The organism is Ligilactobacillus animalis KCTC 3501 = DSM 20602 (assembly GCF_001434535.1).
In the GTDB taxonomy this organism is placed as follows: Bacteria; Bacillota; Bacilli; order Lactobacillales; family Lactobacillaceae; genus Ligilactobacillus; species Ligilactobacillus animalis.
Map to the genome: position 1 here is coordinate 17,822 of NZ_AYYW01000002.1, position 17,448 is coordinate 35,269.

The 17,448-nt window shown below is 42.8% G+C and carries 18 protein-coding genes; 1 reads left to right on the forward strand and 17 read right to left on the reverse strand.

Annotated features, from left to right (window positions below; genetic code table 11):
• Window positions 1–82: 82 nt before the first annotated feature.
• The 17 genes from fabI to FC30_RS00340 form a co-directional block, all read right to left on the reverse strand.
• The gene (gene fabI, locus FC30_RS00260) at window positions 83–847 is read right to left on the reverse strand and encodes an enoyl-ACP reductase FabI (protein WP_010688600.1); all 765 of its coding nucleotides are present in this window, start codon (window positions 845–847) and stop codon (window positions 83–85) included.
• Between the two features lie 18 nt (window positions 848–865).
• Window positions 866–1,645 (reverse strand): acetyl-CoA carboxylase carboxyltransferase subunit alpha, encoded by a 780-nt coding sequence (gene accA / locus FC30_RS00265; protein ID WP_010688599.1) that lies wholly within the window; start codon window positions 1,643–1,645, stop codon window positions 866–868.
• A complete protein-coding gene (gene accD / locus FC30_RS00270) occupies window positions 1,635–2,495 on the reverse strand; it encodes an acetyl-CoA carboxylase, carboxyltransferase subunit beta (RefSeq protein ID WP_010688598.1) in 861 nt (286 codons plus the stop codon). The genes accA and accD overlap by 11 nt, the downstream gene beginning before the upstream one ends.
• The gene (accC, locus tag FC30_RS00275; RefSeq protein WP_010688597.1) at window positions 2,482–3,861 is read right to left on the reverse strand and encodes an acetyl-CoA carboxylase biotin carboxylase subunit; all 1,380 of its coding nucleotides are present in this window, start codon (window positions 3,859–3,861) and stop codon (window positions 2,482–2,484) included. Before accC ends, accD begins: the two co-directional genes overlap by 14 nt.
• Before the next feature lie 13 nt (window positions 3,862–3,874).
• Window positions 3,875–4,297, reverse strand: coding sequence for a 3-hydroxyacyl-ACP dehydratase FabZ (gene fabZ / locus FC30_RS00280; protein ID WP_010688596.1), 423 nt, complete (start codon window positions 4,295–4,297; stop codon window positions 3,875–3,877).
• Window positions 4,298–4,741, reverse strand: coding sequence for an acetyl-CoA carboxylase biotin carboxyl carrier protein (gene accB, locus FC30_RS00285; protein ID WP_010688595.1), 444 nt, complete (start codon window positions 4,739–4,741; stop codon window positions 4,298–4,300).
• Window positions 4,742–4,746: 5 nt separating this feature from the next.
• Window positions 4,747–5,979 carry a beta-ketoacyl-ACP synthase II gene (gene fabF, locus FC30_RS00290; protein ID WP_029507294.1) on the reverse strand — a complete coding sequence of 411 codons (1,233 nt, stop codon included), beginning with the start codon at window positions 5,977–5,979 and terminating at the stop codon, window positions 4,747–4,749.
• Between the two features lie 27 nt (window positions 5,980–6,006).
• Window positions 6,007–6,738: a 3-oxoacyl-[acyl-carrier-protein] reductase gene (fabG, locus tag FC30_RS00295; RefSeq protein WP_010688593.1), complete on the reverse strand. Its 732-nt coding sequence runs from the start codon at window positions 6,736–6,738 to the stop codon at window positions 6,007–6,009.
• 2 nt (window positions 6,739–6,740) lie between these two features.
• Window positions 6,741–7,670, reverse strand: coding sequence for an ACP S-malonyltransferase (locus FC30_RS00300; RefSeq protein WP_010688592.1), 930 nt, complete (start codon window positions 7,668–7,670; stop codon window positions 6,741–6,743).
• A 15-nt stretch (window positions 7,671–7,685) separates the two neighbouring features.
• On the reverse strand, window positions 7,686–7,931 hold the full coding sequence (locus tag FC30_RS00305; protein ID WP_010688591.1) for an acyl carrier protein: 246 nt from the start codon (window positions 7,929–7,931) through the stop codon (window positions 7,686–7,688).
• A gap of 21 nt (window positions 7,932–7,952) precedes the next feature.
• Entirely contained in the window at window positions 7,953–8,930 is a 978-nt protein-coding gene (locus tag FC30_RS00310) for a beta-ketoacyl-ACP synthase III (protein ID WP_010688590.1), read from the reverse strand.
• A gap of 22 nt (window positions 8,931–8,952) precedes the next feature.
• Window positions 8,953–9,393: a MarR family winged helix-turn-helix transcriptional regulator gene (locus tag FC30_RS00315; protein WP_010688589.1), complete on the reverse strand. Its 441-nt coding sequence runs from the start codon at window positions 9,391–9,393 to the stop codon at window positions 8,953–8,955.
• A 78-nt stretch (window positions 9,394–9,471) separates the two neighbouring features.
• On the reverse strand, window positions 9,472–9,909 hold the full coding sequence (gene fabZ / locus FC30_RS00320) for a 3-hydroxyacyl-ACP dehydratase FabZ (RefSeq protein ID WP_033193014.1): 438 nt from the start codon (window positions 9,907–9,909) through the stop codon (window positions 9,472–9,474).
• A gap of 388 nt (window positions 9,910–10,297) precedes the next feature.
• Window positions 10,298–11,149 (reverse strand): alpha/beta hydrolase, encoded by an 852-nt coding sequence (locus FC30_RS00325; RefSeq protein ID WP_010688587.1) that lies wholly within the window; start codon window positions 11,147–11,149, stop codon window positions 10,298–10,300.
• Between the two features lie 115 nt (window positions 11,150–11,264).
• Window positions 11,265–13,463, reverse strand: coding sequence for an alpha-galactosidase (locus FC30_RS00330; RefSeq protein ID WP_056938447.1), 2,199 nt, complete (start codon window positions 13,461–13,463; stop codon window positions 11,265–11,267).
• Window positions 13,464–13,491: 28 nt separating this feature from the next.
• Window positions 13,492–14,973, reverse strand: a complete 1,482-nt coding sequence (gene galT, locus FC30_RS00335; RefSeq protein ID WP_056938448.1) for a UDP-glucose--hexose-1-phosphate uridylyltransferase — start codon at window positions 14,971–14,973, stop codon at window positions 13,492–13,494.
• Between the two features lie 19 nt (window positions 14,974–14,992).
• Window positions 14,993–16,156, reverse strand: a complete 1,164-nt coding sequence (locus FC30_RS00340; RefSeq protein WP_010688583.1) for a galactokinase — start codon at window positions 16,154–16,156, stop codon at window positions 14,993–14,995.
• Window positions 16,157–16,403: 247 nt separating this feature from the next.
• Here FC30_RS00340 and FC30_RS00345 point away from each other — a divergent pair, with 247 nt between their 5' ends.
• Entirely contained in the window at window positions 16,404–17,414 is a 1,011-nt protein-coding gene (locus FC30_RS00345; protein ID WP_010688581.1) for a LacI family DNA-binding transcriptional regulator, read from the forward strand.
• Window positions 17,415–17,448: the final 34 nt, after the last annotated feature.

Genomic DNA, 17,448 nt, shown 5'->3' on the forward strand with positions numbered 1-17,448 from the left:
ATTCAGTGCGGAGAATTGCATGTATGATCCATTGCACAAAAAAACGCCCCGAATCACTCGTGAGCGTATTACTTTGTTTTCATTAGATCAAGTGGACACCCTTATCTACATAAATGACATCGCCAACTACACCAGTCGCTAAGTCACTCATCAAAAAGGCACAAGTTCCCCCGACTTCTCTGATCGTCACAGCCTCTTGATCGACCGTTCGTTGCTTGGAGATCTCTAGGAGGTCAGAGTGACCCTTGATCCCCGTCACAGCTAGTGTTTTGATCGCACCCGCTGAGATCGCATTTACCCGGACCCCAAACTTACCCAGATCACGTGCTAGATAACGCACACTAGATTCTAAAGCGGCTTTGGCGATCCCCATCGTATTATAGCTTGGGATCGCCCGAGTCGAACCCATATAGGTCAAAGTTACTAAACTGGCAGGATCATTTAAAAGCTCTAACTCCATCGCCACCTTGCTAACAGCGATCAAAGAGTATGCTGAAACATCGAGTGCCGTTTGAAAACCATCACGAGTCGCATTCGTGATCTCACCTTCAAGTTCTGCTTTTGGAGCATAAGCGATCGCATGAACGATCCCATCGATCTTGCCATATCGTGTTTTGATCTCACTAAAAGCTTGGGCGATGCTGTTATCATCTGCAACATCACACTCAAGTAAGGAAGCTTCATCGCCCGTCAACTTGAGTAAACCTTTTTTTAAGCGCTCATTTTGATAAGTATAGATCAAATTAGCGCCTTGCTCTTGCATTACTTGGGCACAACCCCAAGCGATCGAGCGTCGATTAGCGACACCCATTACCAAAATCGTTTTATTTGCTAATAAATCTCCCATGATCATAATTTCCTTACTTTAAAATTTCCGAAAACGTTCATACCGCTCGGCTAACAATTCGGTTGGATCTTTTTTTACTAAAAGCTCTAGATCACGTTTTAAAACAACCTTGATCGCTGCTACCGTCGCCAAATGGTCATTTTCATCTTCTGCGATCACCCCTTCGATCGCGCCGTGCTCTAACAACGCTTCTGGGGTCAACTGCATCACTTCAGCGGCCTCATCTGCTCGCTGACTATCCTTCCACAAAATAGACGCGAACCCTTCAGGTGATAAAACAGAGTACATGCTATCTTCTAACATATACACCCGATCACCACAGGCCATGGCAAGAGCGCCTCCACTACCACCCTCACCAAAGATAAACGTGATCAGCGGCACTTCCAATTGTCCAAGTTCTAACAAGCAGCGGGCGAGCGCTTCACCTTGTCCTTGTTCTTCGGCACTACGCCCCGGATAAGCACCGGCTGTATTGACAAAAGTCACTACTGGACGACCAAATTTTTCGGCTTGTTTAGCTAACCGCAATAATTTGCGGTACCCCGCTGGTTCAGGTGAGCCAAAATGCTTAGCCACACGCTGCTTAGGAGTTTTACCCTTGTCAGTTGCGACGACAGTGACTGGACGGCCACAAAATCGGGCCAAGCCACCAACGATCGCAGGATCATCTGAACCTTGACGATCACCATGTAATTCAAAAAAATCATCAAATAAATGCTCAATAAGTTCAGGGGTGGTGATCTTAGCTTGTGATCTAGCTGCAGCTACTACCTGAGCTGGCGTCTTACTATTTGCCATTAGCTTCACCTTCCTTTTGATGGAATCTCAATAACTGTGCCAAAGTTTGTTTTTGCTCGCGCCGCTTAACAATCGTATCGATAAAGCCATTTTGCAACACCGTTTCGGCACTTTGCAGATCAGCTGGGATCTTTTGATGCATCGTCTGTTCGATCACCCGCTTACCGGCAAATCCGACTAAAGCATGAGGCTCAGCCAAGATCAGATCACCTTGCATCCCAAAACTAGCCGTAACTCCGCCAGTTGTCGGATCGGTCAAGACTGAGATATACAACAAGCCAGCCTCTGAGTGCTTAGCGACGGCATTTGAAACTTTAGCCATCTGCATCAAGGCATGGATCCCTTCTTGCATCCGTGCGCCCCCTGACGCCGTAAAAACGACGACAGGTAAGCATTCTTTAGTCGCACGCTCAAATAAACGCGTCAATTTTTCGCCAGTAACTTTGCCTAATGAACCCATGATAAAATATGGATCCATGATCCCTAAAGCAAATTTTTGGTCTGCAATCTGAGCCAGACCTGTCAAAACGGAATCATTCAACTCTGTCGTTTTTTGCGCTTTAGCTAATTTTTCAGCATACTCAGGAAAGTCCAACGGATCATCGGTCACCAAGTCTTCATCCCAAGGAATAAACTCATCGACCAGCCACGATAGACGCTTTTTAGCCTTTATTCTAAAACCATAAAAACATTGTGGACATTCTTGTAATGGGCCTAAATCTTGATGAAAGATCTCATAGCCACATTTAGGACAAGCGACCCACAAGCCAGCTGGAACCTTTTTTTCAGCGGCTTTATTGGCCTTTATTTGTTTATTTTGGACTGTATTGGCCTCATCAAACAGTTTCATCGGTATTTCCTCGTTTCCACTCTGGTAATAAAACACGTTCTAAATAATCAGTGTTAAACGTTCCATCCAAGAAACCTTGGTCTTCTAAAATAGTCAGATAGAAATTCTGGTTAGTCTTGATACCCGAGATCACCATCTCACTTAATAAACGTTTTAGCTTTTCGATCGCTTCATGGCGATTTTCACCCAAAACGATAACTTTAGCGATCATCGAATCGTAATATGGTGAGATCTTGACCCCAGCATACAAATCAGAATCGATCCGCATCCCTAAGTTACCCACCGGGAAGTACAGATAGTCGACTTTACCAACAGAAGGCGTAAAATTCTTGGCGGGATCTTCAGCATTGATCCGACATTCAATCGCGGTCCCCAGTAATTTGATATCAGCCTGCTCAAATGGTAGATCTTGGCCAAAAGCGACCTTGACTTGGGCCTTGACCAGGTCAACGCCAGTCACCATTTCTGTGACAGTATGTTCCACTTGGATCCGCGTATTCATTTCCATGAAATAAAATTTATGGTCTTGATCCATCAAAAATTCGATCGTCCCAGTATTACGGTAATCGATCGCTTCAGCTGCTTTGACCGCCAATTCACCTAAGTATTTGCGTTCAGCTTCCGTGATCAACGCACACGGACTTTCTTCGATCATCTTTTGTTTATTTCTTTGCAATGAACAATCCCGTTCTGGGAAATAGACCGTGTTGCCGGCATCATCGCGAAAGATCTGGACTTCGATATGCTTAACATCTTCCATAATCTTTTCCAAATACATCCGCGCATCACCAAAGGCCATCTGGGCTTCACGTTTAGCCTCATTAAAGGAATTAGCGAGCTCTTTTTCTGTATCGACCCGCCGGATACCTTTACCACCGCCACCAGCTGCCGCCTTCAATAAGACCGGATAACCGACCTCTTTAGCGACCCGCTTAGCCTCTGCAACATCTTCTAAAAAGCCAGTACTGCCAGGGATCACCGGAATATCGTGTTTTTGCATCTGGATCCGGGCATTGGCTTTATTTCCCATCAATTCGATCGTCTCGGAACGTGGCCCGATAAAGACTAAGCCACAAGCCTCACACAACTCTACGAAGCGACTGTTTTCTGATAAGAAGCCAAATCCGGGATGGATCGCTTCAGCACCCGTCAAAACAGCAGCTGCCAAGATATTTTTCATATTCAGATATGAATCTTTTGGTTTAGCCGATCCAACACAGACCGCTTGATCTGCCAGTTTGACATGCAAACTTTCACGATCTTCAGTCGAGTAGATCGCAACTGATTTGATACCAAGCTCTTTTAAAGAGCGAATAATGCGGACCGCGATCTCACCACGGTTAGCCACCAATACTTTAGAAAACATGTAACTACCTCTTTTATCCGATCATAAAAGTCAATTCAGCTAGGCAAACTACTTGACCAGCCACTTTGGCGGTCGCTTTACCACTGCCGATACTGCTCTTGATCTTTTCAAGTTTTACCTCAAGTTCTAACACATCCCCTGGGTACACAGGGCGTATAAATTCTGCTGCTTTGATCCCGCCAAAATAAGCAGTCTTACCAACAAACTCTGGCAACGTCAGCAACGCACAGGCCCCTGTCTGTGCTAAAGACTCGATGATCAAAGTTTCAGGCAAGACAGATAATTCCTGTCCTGCAAACAAAGCTTCATGTTCTGTCACACAGCGAAGCGCCCGCGCTGACTTTCCGGGTTCTAATTCTTCGACCCGATCGATCAGCAACAACGGGTAACGATGGGGCAAGATCTTTTTGATCTCTGCACTACTTAACTTCATCATTTAACCTCGCCCTACTTTGAACAGCGGTTGATCAAATTCGACTAAGTCTTCATTTTCGACCAAGACCTCAGTCACGATACCATCTTGATCACTTTTGATCTCAGTCATCATCTTCATCGCTTCGATGATGCAGACCACGTCCCCTTTATGAACACGTGAACCCACCGTTACATAAGGATCTTGATCAGGTTTAGGTTGTAAATAAACACTACCGACCATCGGCGATTTGATGAATTCCCCTTCAGCCTTGGTATCTTTTGTTACCGGTGGCACATTTTCTTCAACGGCGGTGATCGCTGGTTGCTCAGCTTTTTCACGCACTGGTAAAAATGGGATCTCATTTTTACTCAAATGGATATGAAAGCCATCCGTCGTGATCTCTAATTCACGCATTTCTGACTTTTTAAAATCATCCATTAATTTTTCAATATCATTAAAGTCCAAGTCTCTCAACTCCATTTTCTAAAAGCTAAAACTGCATTATGGCCCCCAAAACCTAATGAATTGCTCAAGGCATATTCAAGTTTTTCAGGGTGGGCTTTAGCCTGTGTTACTACATTAACTTTACACTCTTTATCTTGTTCTGTCATACCTATATTAACAGGTAATTGCCCCTTTTGTAAGCTAGCAACTACCGCAATGGCTTCGATCGCCCCAGCAGCACCTAATAAATGCCCTGTCATCGCTTTGGTACTTCCGACTAAAACTTTACTATCTTCACCAAAAACTAAATTGATCGCTTTTGCTTCAGCAGCATCATTAGCTTTAGTTGCCGTCCCATGAGCATTGATATAATCAACTTGCGCTGGCTCGATCTTTGCTTCAGCGAGGGCCAGTTGCATTGCAGTCGCAGCTCCTTCGCCCGTCGGATCAGGTGCCGTCATATGAAAGGCATCACAGTTGCTACCATAACCAACGACCTCACCTAAGATCTTAGCGCCCCGTGCCTTAGCATGTTCTAAACTCTCCAAGACTAAAGCACCACTACCCTCGCCCATGACAAAGCCAGAGCGGTCTTTATCAAATGGGATAGAGGCTTTTTGCGGATCAGTTTGCGTCGATAGAGCCGTTAATGCTGCAAAACCAGCGATCCCGATCTCATTGACTGATGCTTCTGCCCCACCAGCGACCATCACCTTGGCCCGCCCTTCTTTGATCTGGCGGTAAGCTTCACCGATCGCATTGGTCCCTGAAGCACATGCCGTTACGATCGAAGTACAGATATTTTTAGCCCCGATCCGCAAAGCGATATTCCCGGCTGCCATATTGACGATCGAGGTCGGAACAAACATCGGTGAGACCCGCTTAGGACCTTTTTCATGCATCTTGATCACTTGTTCTTGGATCGTCGTCAAGCCCCCGATCCCCGAACTAAAAATAACGCCAAGATCTTTAGAAGCGGTATTTTCAGAGGTGATTTGAGCTTGCTTCACTGCTTGAAGGGCACTATCAACGGCATATTGTGAAAAAAGATCCATGCGTTTGGCCGCTTTTTTACCGACCCGTAAAGTGGTATCAAAATCTTTGACTTCACCCGCATTGGTGACTCCAGTCTCAGTGGCATCAAATTTAGTGATCGGAGCGATCCCCAACTTTCCCTGAAATAAATTGTCACTATATTCAGTCACATCATTACCGATCGGGGTGACCGCCCCCATTCCTGTAATTACTACTCTTGTCATCTAAAACACCTCTCGTTTTGTTCTGCTTTAAAAGGCTAACCCACCATCGACCGTGAGCACTTGGCCTGTCAAATAATCATTTTCAGCTAAAAAGATCGCTGCATGTGCCACTTCATCCGGTGTCCCAAAGCGTTTTAATAAGATCTGCTCTTTAACTTGGTCTTTGACTTTATCGCTTAAGATAGCTGTCATATCACTGGCGATCATTCCCGGTGCGATCGCATTACATCTAATGTTGCGCAAAGCACCCTCTTTAGCCGTCGTTTTGGTCAAGCCAATGATCCCCGCCTTGCTGGCAGCATAATTAGCCTGACCTACATTGCCGTAAAGCCCGACCACAGAAGCGACATTGATGATCACCCCTTGACGTTTTTTATACATTTGCTTTAAAAAAGCTTGCGTCATGCGAAATGTTCCCGTCAAGTTAACATCGATCACGTTGGTAAAATCTGCTTCTTTCATACCGATCAGTAACTTATCATCGGTGATCCCCGCATTGTTGACTAAAATGTCGATCTGACCAAATTTGGCTTTAGCTTCTTTGACCATTCGCTTAACGTCAGCGGGCTGGGAAATATCACCTAAAATAACTTCGACTTGAACACCAGTCTGCTTTAATTCATCAAGCAATTCGCTTGGGACTATTTTGCGAGCGTTAAGCGCAACATTAGCTCCTTTTTTAGCAAAAGCGACCGCCATGCTAGCTCCGATCCCGCGCGAAGAACCCGAGATAAAAACATTTTTTCCCGTTAATTCCATCTTTAATTCCTCAATTCTGCCAATGTGGCTTGATAATGCTCCCACGTATCCAACCGATAACGTGGGATTTTTTTAGCGATCTGACGCGCAAATTTGCTCAAGGCATCACCCGGTCCGATCTCAAGTAAGACATCTGGCTTTTCTTGGGCAACGATCTGAGATAGACAGGTCGCAAAATGGGTCGGGGCAGCAACTTGTCTTGGTAAGATCTGGGCTAAGTTAGCCTTGGTAAATGGAGCTTCGATCGTATTACTAAAGACTGTAAATCCCGGTTCTTGCCACTCGATCTGGACGACAGCTTGTTTTAATTGCTGTTCAGATGTTGAAAAAAGTGGTGTATGAAATGCCCCAGCTACGTTCAAAGCGATCACTTTTTTATTTGCAGCAGCTAAAGCTTGAGCTAACCTGTCAACTGCTGGCTTATGTCCCCCAACAACAACTTGTTTGGGCGCATTGTAATTTGCGATCCAAACACCTTCTTCTGGGGTACTGCATTTGACACATAACCGCTCCAATTCAGCGAGCTCGGGCTTTAACACAGCTAACATCGCCCCTGGCTTTTGAGCTACTTCTGCTTCCATGTATTGAGCTCGCTTTTTCACTAGCTCTAGACCAGCTTGTTCACTCAGCGCTCGACTAGCTATCAAAGCGGGATATTCCCCCAATGACAAGCCCAAAGCACCGCCAACTTCAAGCTTTAGATCACGGGCCAAGAGCTGATAGACATTATATGCAAAAGCAGTCAAGGCGGGTTGTAATTCTAACGTACTTGCTTGTTGGCTGTTTTGAAAGATTTTTAGTAGCGGAAGCCCCGTCAGCTGTGTGGCTCGAGCGATCCCAGCTTGAAAATCAGGATCTGCTTGATAAAAATCAAGCCCCATTCCATCAAATTGCGCTCCTTGACCGCTAAATAAGATGACCGCTTTTTTCATTTAGCTCACCTGACCTTAGTCGTTAGCTTCGAGTTGTTTAGCCACATGGTCAACAACATCTTGGATCGTTTTGATGCTTTCATCTGCTTCAAGTTGGATATCCAATTCATCTTCAAGCTCGTTCATGATCTCAAACACATCTAAGCTATCAGCTTCAAGATCTTCTTTGATGTCAGCTGTCAAAACGATATCAGCTGCATCAACATCTAATTGTTCACTTACGATCTCTTGTACTTTGTTTAAAATTTCTTCTTTTGTCATTTTTTATTCCTCCAAAAATCATTAATACTTGATGATAACTGTCCCCAAAGTCAAGCCCCCACCAAAACCACTAAAGGCAATGATCTGCCCGCGTTCAAGCACGCCCTGCTCACTTAGCTCAGCTAGTAAAAGCGGAATACTTGCCGCCGAGGTATTTCCATATTTAGCGATATTAGTTGGAAATTTTTCCAATGGTAACTTCATCTTCTTAGCTACACTTTGAATGATCCGTGCATTTGCTTGATGTAATAAAAATAGATCGACTTGATCTGGCGTCAGCCCCGCTTGTTCACAGGCCCGGACCAATGACTTAGGTACTTGACGGGTCGCAAAGTTATAGACCTCACGTCCATCCATCCCAAAAGCTGTCGGTCTTTGTGGTCCAGTAGGCGGAAAGCTGGGTGATACTTGGTCACATCCAGCCGTCAATTTAGCATGCGAAGCTCCAAAAGTTTTGATATCAGAGCTCAATAAATAACTCTGCTGTGTGTCAGCACTAGTCAGTAAAACTCCTGCCGCTCCATCGCCAAATAAAACAGCTGTCTTGCGGTCAGTCCAATCAACTAACTTGGATAAGACCTCGCCTCCGATCAACAAAACATTTTTGATCTGTTCATCCTTTAAGAAATTAGCTGCCACTTTTAACCCGTAGACAAAGCCCGAGCAAGCAGCCGAGATATCAAAGGCAAATGCATTTTTAGCTTCAATTTCTCCCTGCACGATCGCAGCAGTTGCCGGTGTATTACTATCAGGTGACATGGTAGCCACGATGATCAGATCGACTTCTTCTGCCTTGATCTTACTTTTTTTTAATAATTCTTTAGCAACTTGGACGCACAGACTTGACGTATTTGCCTTCAAACTCACGCGACGCTCTTTTATCCCCGTTCGCGTCGTGATCCATTCGTCTGAAGTGTCCATTATTTGTGCTAATTGGTCATTTGTGATGACTGTTGGCGGTATATAACTCGCACTTGCAACAATTTTCAATTCGTCCATTACGCCACTTCCGTCTTTTGATTTAAGAATGCTCGGCTAAGAACGACTCCAAATTTCGGATCGCTTTTTCGACCACTTGTAACTCAGCCGGCGTCGTATCCTTGAGAAACCCTTCGACCATTTTATGGTGAAAAGCATCATGTGCGCGAAACATTACGCGGCCCTTTTTAGTCAAACCTAAGCGAATGACCCGGCGATCATCACTACTTCTGATCCGATCAACATAACCCTTTTTAACGAGGCGATCAACGGTCGCAGTTAACGAACCCGGTGTTAAATGGAGTTCTTTAGCCACTTCAGAAGCAGTTTTATGGTTATACATTGAAATAGCACTGATCGCATGCATCTCCTTGATCGTTAAATCATTGAAACGGCTCTTCTTAAGTTCTTTTTCCTCGATCCAAAGAATATCACTATAGATCTTGACCAAAGCATCATTGATGTACCTACTTCTTTTATCCATAACTACCTCACCTTGAATATTTTGATTACCATATTGTTTGGTTATCAAAATAATACCAGAAAAAAGTACCTAACACCATTAAATTTTATCCTTAGACTGACCAACGATAAACATCAACTCAGCCGTGCAGACCTTTTTCCCTTCAACGAGGGCTTTAGCTTTGACGATCCCCATGTTTTCTTTTTGTTTGTCCATCGTTACTTCCAGTTGTAAGACATCCCCTGGACGAACTACTTGACGAAAACGTGCATTATGGATTGCGCCTAAATAGGCGGTCTTACCTAAAAAGTTAGGATCTTTTAAGATCATGATCGAAGCCGCTTGCGCTAGGGTCTCAATGATCAAGACCCCAGGCATGACTGGATTTTTAGGAAAATGGCCTTGGAAAAATGACTCATTGATCGTCACATTTTTCACAGCGGTGATCTTCTCACCTAAAACCAATTCTTCGACATAATCAATATAACAGATCGGATAGCGGTTAGGGATCAACTCCATTACTTCTTGAGCGTCCATTAACTTTTTCAAACACGCCACCTCTTTCAATTTATTTCGAATACCAAAATATTCGATAGTCGAATGTTATTATATTTAGCTTTGGGTGTCAAACTGCTAAAAAACCGCTCTTATATCGAATGATATTTAAAATAATTTATATTTATCTAAAAAACCGAAAAATAGTTAATAACTTCAAAATAAATGACTTGTGATCACATTTTTTGTCCAATGAACTGATATTTATCCACACTTTATACTTAACAAAAAAATTATCCATCAATAAAAAATAACAAATGTTTTTTAGCAACTTGTTCTCCTGATATTTATTTTGTTATCCAAAATTCTAATTAAAATATAATAAAAAAGATGCCTACCACTCGTTTTTGCAGCAAACATCTCTTTTAAACTATTTTTTCCAAATAAAATTAATGATAGCTCGGTCAACTTGACGATTTTCATGCAACTTACTATGTTGTCCGCCTTCACCTTTGATCTCAAGCTCTTGGTAACTGCGGTAAACCTCTTGCAAAAGATATTTCTCTGATCGTGAAGAATTATTGCTTACTCGACCATCAGAATCAGATCCGTCATTTAGATCACCATAGATATTTAGGACCGAGACCTGCTTTTTAGGATAACTATCATCCAATTTCAATAGCTGTTGGTAAGTTCCTGTCATCTGTTTAGGAGCACCATCTTCTTCTAACTGCATTTGATTGGCTTGATCATCCATACCAATGATCCCATTATAATGCCCTGCAATATTGACTTGCTTTTGCAATTGAGGTAATTTTTTATTTTGACCATTATCCAACATGTAGTAGGCCAAAGTCAGATTTCCCATCGAATGCGCAACAGCATTAAATTTCTTAAAGCCATACGTTTTTTGGAGTTTGACCAAAACATTTTTGAGCCAGACCCCATTTTGACGATAATTCGCATTTTTATTATCTTCAAATTCCACTTCGACTAGTGGATTATATGCACTTTGCGGTAGCGCCCCTTGCAATTTGACTGTCCCATCTTTAGCCACTGTCGCCCGGATCACATTTTGGGTAACTCCGGCCTTGACGATTGCCTGCGTCATATGCTCTTCTGCACGATGACTACTGCCATAACCGTGCAAAAATAAAGTTGGCACTTTAGTTTTTTCATATTGCTGGCTTGCATTATCACGTAAACTTTGTGAAACGATCAACCAGCCACCAAAAATGAGGACTACCAATAGTAATATCGGCCACCAAAACTTTCTTTTCATCCACGACCTTCCTTTCTTATGCCTGTTTATCGGATAAGATACCATATACTAAGGTTATTCTTCAAGCTAAAAAGGCAAACTCCATCATATGAGTTTGCCCTTAAAAGAGATATTATTAATCTGTTACGGCTTTAAAGTGGTACATATCCGCCGTGAAATCATGGCGTTTAACGGGATCATAGAACCCTAACTCCATCAATTCGTTCCCACTAAAGAGCGCCTTAGTTTTTTGATCTTGATAATTTTTGGCTGGGTCTAAACCGGCTAACTTAGTCAAGGTCAAGGTTGGTTGTGCTGAAGCTAAGCGGTCAAAGACAAAGACCAAAGCTTCATTTTTATCTCTGGAAACAAACATCCAGGCACATTGGTTACCCTTAGCTGGATCTTTCAAGCGGATAAAATCACCAAATTGGACTAATGGTCGGATCGCTTTATAAGTCTTGACCTGTTCTTTGACCGCTTCCTTTTCATCGGCTGTCAATTGAGTCAGATCGAGCTCATAACCAAAGACGGCACTCATTGCTACTGCACCACGAGTTTCAAATGGCGTGATCCGCCCAGTTTGATGGTTAGGCACGGCCGAAACATGCGCGGTGAAGACAGATGGTGGATAAACTAGTGAAGTACCATATTGGATCGTTTGACGTGCGATCGCATCGGTATTATCACTTGTCCATGACTGTGGCATGTAATAAGCATAACCCGTGTCAAAACGGCCACCGCCACCTGAACAACCTTCCCATAAGATATCTGGATATTTGGTCGTCAATGTTTCTAAGATCTCGTAAAGCCCTAGCATATAGCGGTGGTAGACTTCGCCTTGGCGTTGTTTTGGCAAGGACACCGAATAAACATCTGAGATATGACGGTTCATATCCCACTTGATGTAATCGATAAAGCCACCATCTAATAGAGCACTCAATTGGGCTACTACGTTTTCACGTACAGCCTTTTGCGTTAGATCCAAGATAAATTGATTTCGCGAAGGACTTGGCTTTCTTCCAGGAACTTGCATCAAATATTCAGGATGCTCTTGGTAGAGCTTTGAATCGATGGAGATCATCTCTGGTTCGAACCAAAGTCCAAACTTCAAGCCTTGTTCGTGGACATAATCAGCAAAATGCTTGATGCCTTGAGGGAATTTACGTTCATAAACGGTCCAATCCCCTAACGAAGTATTATCATCATCTCGATGACCAAACCAGCCATCATCTAGGACAAACATTTCGATCCCTAATTCTTTAGCATCATCAACGATCGTCTTTAACTTATCTTCATTGAATTCAAAATACGTTGCTTCCCAGTTATTTACGAGGATCTCACGTTCTTGATGTTTGAATTTACCACGGACGATATGTTCTCTGATCAATTCATGGTAATTTTGACTCATCTCATTCAAGCCGTTAGCTGAGAAAGCTAGTAAAACTTCCGGTGCTTGGAAGCTTTCACCGGCTTCTAAGTGCCAGCTAAAATTATAATCGTTGATCCCAGCGACCACACGTGTTTGTTCGAATTGGTCTTTCTCGATCTCAAAACTGTGATTACCGGAATACACTAAGTTAAAGCCGTAAACTTCACCCGAAAATTCATCGGCGTTGTGCTCTAAGACCGCGATAAAACTGTTCATTTGGTGACTTGAAGCACCTCGGCGACTTTCAAAGACTTTTCTACCTTGTCCGATCGCCTCACGTTGGATATGGCGTTCATTAGCATGAGCTCCAGGTAAGGAGATGACATCCATATCTTGTTTGATAAAATCAAGTTGCATAGAAGCGACTTTTTTGAGTTCTACCGGTTCAGCACCTGCATTAGTGACCTTAGCGGAACGGGCTACAATGGCTAGATCTTTGAAGATCGTGTATAACAAGGTAACTTCGACACCACTGACCTCATCTTTAAGAAAGAGCGCTAGGGTCTGAGCTTCATCAGCGTTAGCATAGGCCGCTGGCAAGCCTTCAAGTTTAGGTTTACCCGCTGTGACCTCGTAGCCTTGATAGACTAAACGAGCTGCAAATGAACCATCCGCATTTTGTAGATCCAAAGCCGGTGTGCGATAATCACAATTCCCAACACCACTATACTCTTGAAGTAACGAGTCAAGTGAATATGTCCGGTCTAGACTCTCAGGTAAATTCCCTGAAAAGCCTCGATCTACCCGCGGATAACGCAACTGACCATGATACCCATTCACTTTTTTCCCAAAGTATAAGTGACTTAAATAGCCACCTTCTTCTACCGATAAAATGTATGAGATCTTATCATTATGCAAATGAAAGACTTTATTTTTTTCATCAAATTCAATCAACTTGTTCATCAATACACTCTCTACTTTCTAAATTAAATTACCCCTCTAAGCCTACAAATTCAGCAAATCTCACAAATGCTGCTTGCCCCTTTTGGTCGCGATTAAAGACTCCTGCATCCTCTAAAACGCGTGCAAAGACTTTACCGACTTCAGCTTTGACTAAATTATCAACATTTTGTTCACTTACTTCTGGATGATCAGCCTTGATCTTTTCAGCCCACTTAGCATGGTAGTCGGCCATTTGGTTGGGCTTTCCTAGTAAGTATTTTTCAACTTCAGTCAGCTCGTCTTTTAGACGTGGTGGTAAGATCGCTAAGCCCATCACTTCGATCAGACCAATGTTTTCTTTTTTAATGTGTTGTACATCTTGATGGGGATGGAAAATACCATCTGGATATTCAGCGGAAGTTTGATTATCCCGTAACACTAGATCTAGTTCAAATTCAGCACCTGACTTACGTGCGATCGGAGTGATCGTGTGGTGTGGTTCGCCATTTGAGCTGGCTAAGACATCCACGCTCTCATCCGAATAAGTGCGCCACTTATCCAAGATCTTACTTGCTAGTTCAACTAGGCGAGCTTGATCTTTAGCTCGTAGTCTGATGACAGACATCGGCCATTTAACGATCCCAGCCTCAACATCGGCAAAGCCCGCAAAATGTAAGGCTTTTTCGATCGGTGCTTTTTGCATCGCAAATTCATGGTTACCACCTTGGTAGTGTTCATGTGTCAAGATCGAACCACCAACGATCGGCAGATCCGCATTGCTCCCAGCAAAGTAGCCTGGGAATCGGTCCACGATCGCTAATAATTGGCTAAATGTCTTGTTTGTGATCGCCATTGGCTCATGTTTGCCATCTAAAAAGATACAATGTTCATTAAAGTATGCATAAGGTGAATATTGAAAGCCCCAGGTCTTGTTACCTAGATCAAAGCGAATGATCCGGTGGTTAGCCCGTGCTGGATAATCGAGCCGCCCTTGATAACCTTCATTTTCAATACATAATTGGCACTTAGGATAACCTGTTTGTTTCATCTTTTTAGCAGCTGCGATCGCTTTAGGATCTTTTTCCGGCTTAGATAAATTGATCGTGATCTCGATATCACCATATTGTGTCGGCACACTATAGGCGATATTTTTAGCGATCGCTTTAGTTTTGATATAATCATTTTGTTTACTCAAAGCATAGAAATCTGCGATCGCCTTTTGTTTATCTGTTTCATATGTTTGCCAGAAACGTTGATTCAAAACGCTCGGTGCTGGCATGATGAAATTCATCAATTCAGCGCCTAAATTATCGCGTTCATTTTGAGTTTCGCCCACTTTACCATTTTTAGCCGCGATGGTTAATAATTCATCTTTCAACGCGATCAAGTCAGTCGTTTCCACTTCTTGTTCAAGCTCGCCTTCACCAACTAGCGCTAAAACTCGATTATACAGGTAAGGCTTATCCATTTGGGTATAGTCACTATTTGCGATAACGCCATCTACAAAGCGTGCCACTACATCTACCTTCATCTCTTATGCCCCCATTTTTTTACAATTTCTTTGTTCCGTCGGCGATCTCAGCAATATAGAATGCTGGTGCATAGCCGATCTTTTCTTCGTAAACTTTACCAACATTTTCCTTAAAGGCTTCCACATCGGCTTTATTTACGATCGCGATCCCACAACCACCAAAACCAGCACCTGTCATCCGGGCACCTAAAACGCCTGGTTGTTGCCAAGCTGTATGAGCTAGCGTATCCAATTCCTTACCCGTTACTTCATAGTCGTGTTCCAATGAAACGTGTGAGGCATTTACTAAACGCCCGAATTTTTCGAGATCTTCTGCTTGTAAAGCTTCACGTGCTTGTAAAGTTCTTTGATTTTCCCAAACTGCATGCCGTGCGCGCTTCAAACGATCTTCATCAGCGATCAAATAACTGTATTCATCAAATGTTTGCTCATCCAAAGCACCTAAGCTCTTAGCAGCTAATTTAGTGTTCAACTCTTCTAACGCAGTCTCACATTCACTGCGACGTTCATTGTACTTAGAATCAGCTAATTCACGGCGTTTATTTGTATTCATGATCACGATCACGTTGTCTTTTAGGTCCAAAGGCACAAGATCATACTTCAAAGTGTTAGTATCTAACAAGATCGCTTTGTTTGCTTGGCCCATACCCACGGCAAATTGATCCATGATCCCTGAATTTACACCGATGAAGTCATTTTCAGTCTTCATCCCGATCTTTACTAGATCGAGGCGTTCAAGGTCGAGATCAAATAAATGTTGGGCAATGACACCCATCAACAATTCCAATGAAGCTGATGATGATAGACCGGAACCATTAGGGATATTACCGTTGACATAGACATCCATCCCAGTATCGATCTTATGTCCAGCTTCTTTTAAGAAATGGATCATGCCCTTAGGATAATTCGTCCATTTATCGGCTTTATCAAAATGTAGGTCAGCTAATGGAACTTCAATGATCCCTTCATCCGCAAAGTTTTCTGAGTAAAAGCGCAATGTTTGATCGTCACGTTTAGTAGCAGCACCATAAGTCCCTAAAGTGATCGCACATGGAAAAACATGGCCTCCATTGTAATCGGTATGTTCACCGATCAAATTGATCCGACCAGGTGAGAAGAATTCTGCCTCTGAGGGCCGACCAAAGATCTCTTCAAAGCGTTGTTTTAATTCTGTTTTTTCCATTTTTTATTACCTCTCTTCATTTGTGCAAGCGTTTTATTTACAGTTATAATTATAGAGACAATTTCGGAATTTATCAACTTTTTTACTTAAAATTTAGTAAAAAATAAATCTGTCTCTTTTCCCATTCTTAAAAAAGCTCATTCTGGCCTTTACTAAAATATATACAACTTGTAGGCGTTTTTTTACTAAGCTTATGCTATACTAGATTACATATACTTATACGTAACGATCATGAATGGAGGAAAATATGGCTACGATCAAAGATATCGCAATTAAAGCAGGTGTTTCTGCTGCTACAGTCTCACGCGTTTTAAACTATGACGAAACAATGTCTGTCAGTCCTGATACTCGAAACAGGATATTTAAGATCGCTGAAGAACTAAATTACGTCAAGCACACTCAAAATAAAAAGCAAATAACAGATCGACCTTTAGAGAAACGTTTAGCGATCATTCAATGGTACACCGAACAAGAAGAAGTCCACGATCTTTATTACTACGCGATCCGCTTGGGGATCGAAAAACAAGCTCACAAGCTCGGTTATGAGATCACACGGATCTTCCATAATGATCCTTTGGAAAAAGCTACCCAAGCTAATGGCGTGATCGCGATCGGGAAATACAGTCGCCAAGAAAGCCACGACATTGCTGCTTTAAACTCAAATTTAGTATTTGTCGATAGCAACACTTTGAATTTGGGCTACAATTGTGTCGTTTCTGATTTTGATGGTGCTGTTAAAATGGCTTTAGACCACTTTTTGAACCAAGACCAAACCAAGATCGGACTTTTAGCGGGGGAAGAAAAAACCGCCGATCAAACCGATTCCTTGATCGATCCCCGTTTTAGATCATTTAAAAACTATTTGAGCGATCTAAAACTTTACGATCCGCGTTATGTTTACATCGGAAAATTCTCACCTGAATCAGGTTATCAGATGATGAATCAAGCGATCAAAGAGTTAGGCGAAGACTTACCGCAAGCTTTCTTCATCGCTAACGATGCGATCGCCGTCGGAGCTTTACGCGCATTACAAGAAAATGATATTCCTGTACCCGAGCGTGTCAGCTTGATCTCATTTAATGACACATCTTTAGCTAAATTTGCTTTCCCCGCTCTCAGCAGTATCAAAGTCTTCACCGAACAAATGGGACGTTCAGCGGTGACTTTACTCAGTACCTTAGCTGAACAAGATCAAGAGACACCCGAAATGGTGACCTTGGCAACTAAATTGATCAAGCGTGACAGTAGCTTAAATTAGTTCATACCAAAAAAGACCGTAAAAACGTGGTTGC

Bases quoted from the DNA above. Each gene is read 5' to 3' on its own strand.
- fabI (WP_010688600.1), bottom strand. From the start codon at position 847: ATGGGAGATTTATTAGCAAATAAAACGATTTTGGTAATGGGTGTCGCT.
- accA (WP_010688599.1), bottom strand. From the start codon at position 1,645: ATGGCAAATAGTAAGACGCCAGCTCAGGTAGTAGCTGCAGCTAGATCA.
- accD (WP_010688598.1), bottom strand. From the start codon at position 2,495: ATGAAACTGTTTGATGAGGCCAATACAGTCCAAAATAAACAAATAAAG.
- accC (WP_010688597.1), bottom strand. From the start codon at position 3,861: ATGTTTTCTAAAGTATTGGTGGCTAACCGTGGTGAGATCGCGGTCCGC.
- fabZ (WP_010688596.1), bottom strand. From the start codon at position 4,297: ATGATGAAGTTAAGTAGTGCAGAGATCAAAAAGATCTTGCCCCATCGT.
- fabF (WP_029507294.1), bottom strand. From the start codon at position 5,979: ATGACAAGAGTAGTAATTACAGGAATGGGGGCGGTCACCCCGATCGGT.
- fabG (WP_010688593.1), bottom strand. From the start codon at position 6,738: ATGGAATTAACGGGAAAAAATGTTTTTATCTCGGGTTCTTCGCGCGGG.
- FC30_RS00300 (WP_010688592.1), bottom strand. From the start codon at position 7,670: ATGAAAAAAGCGGTCATCTTATTTAGCGGTCAAGGAGCGCAATTTGAT.
- FC30_RS00305 (WP_010688591.1), bottom strand. From the start codon at position 7,931: ATGACAAAAGAAGAAATTTTAAACAAAGTACAAGAGATCGTAAGTGAA.
- FC30_RS00310 (WP_010688590.1), bottom strand. From the start codon at position 8,930: ATGGACGAATTGAAAATTGTTGCAAGTGCGAGTTATATACCGCCAACA.
- FC30_RS00315 (WP_010688589.1), bottom strand. From the start codon at position 9,393: ATGGATAAAAGAAGTAGGTACATCAATGATGCTTTGGTCAAGATCTAT.
- fabZ (WP_033193014.1), bottom strand. From the start codon at position 9,909: ATGGACGCTCAAGAAGTAATGGAGTTGATCCCTAACCGCTATCCGATC.
- FC30_RS00325 (WP_010688587.1), bottom strand. From the start codon at position 11,149: ATGAAAAGAAAGTTTTGGTGGCCGATATTACTATTGGTAGTCCTCATT.
- FC30_RS00330 (WP_056938447.1), bottom strand. From the start codon at position 13,463: ATGAACAAGTTGATTGAATTTGATGAAAAAAATAAAGTCTTTCATTTG.
- galT (WP_056938448.1), bottom strand. From the start codon at position 14,973: ATGAAGGTAGATGTAGTGGCACGCTTTGTAGATGGCGTTATCGCAAAT.
- FC30_RS00340 (WP_010688583.1), bottom strand. From the start codon at position 16,156: ATGGAAAAAACAGAATTAAAACAACGCTTTGAAGAGATCTTTGGTCGG.
- FC30_RS00345 (WP_010688581.1), top strand. From the start codon at position 16,404: ATGGCTACGATCAAAGATATCGCAATTAAAGCAGGTGTTTCTGCTGCT.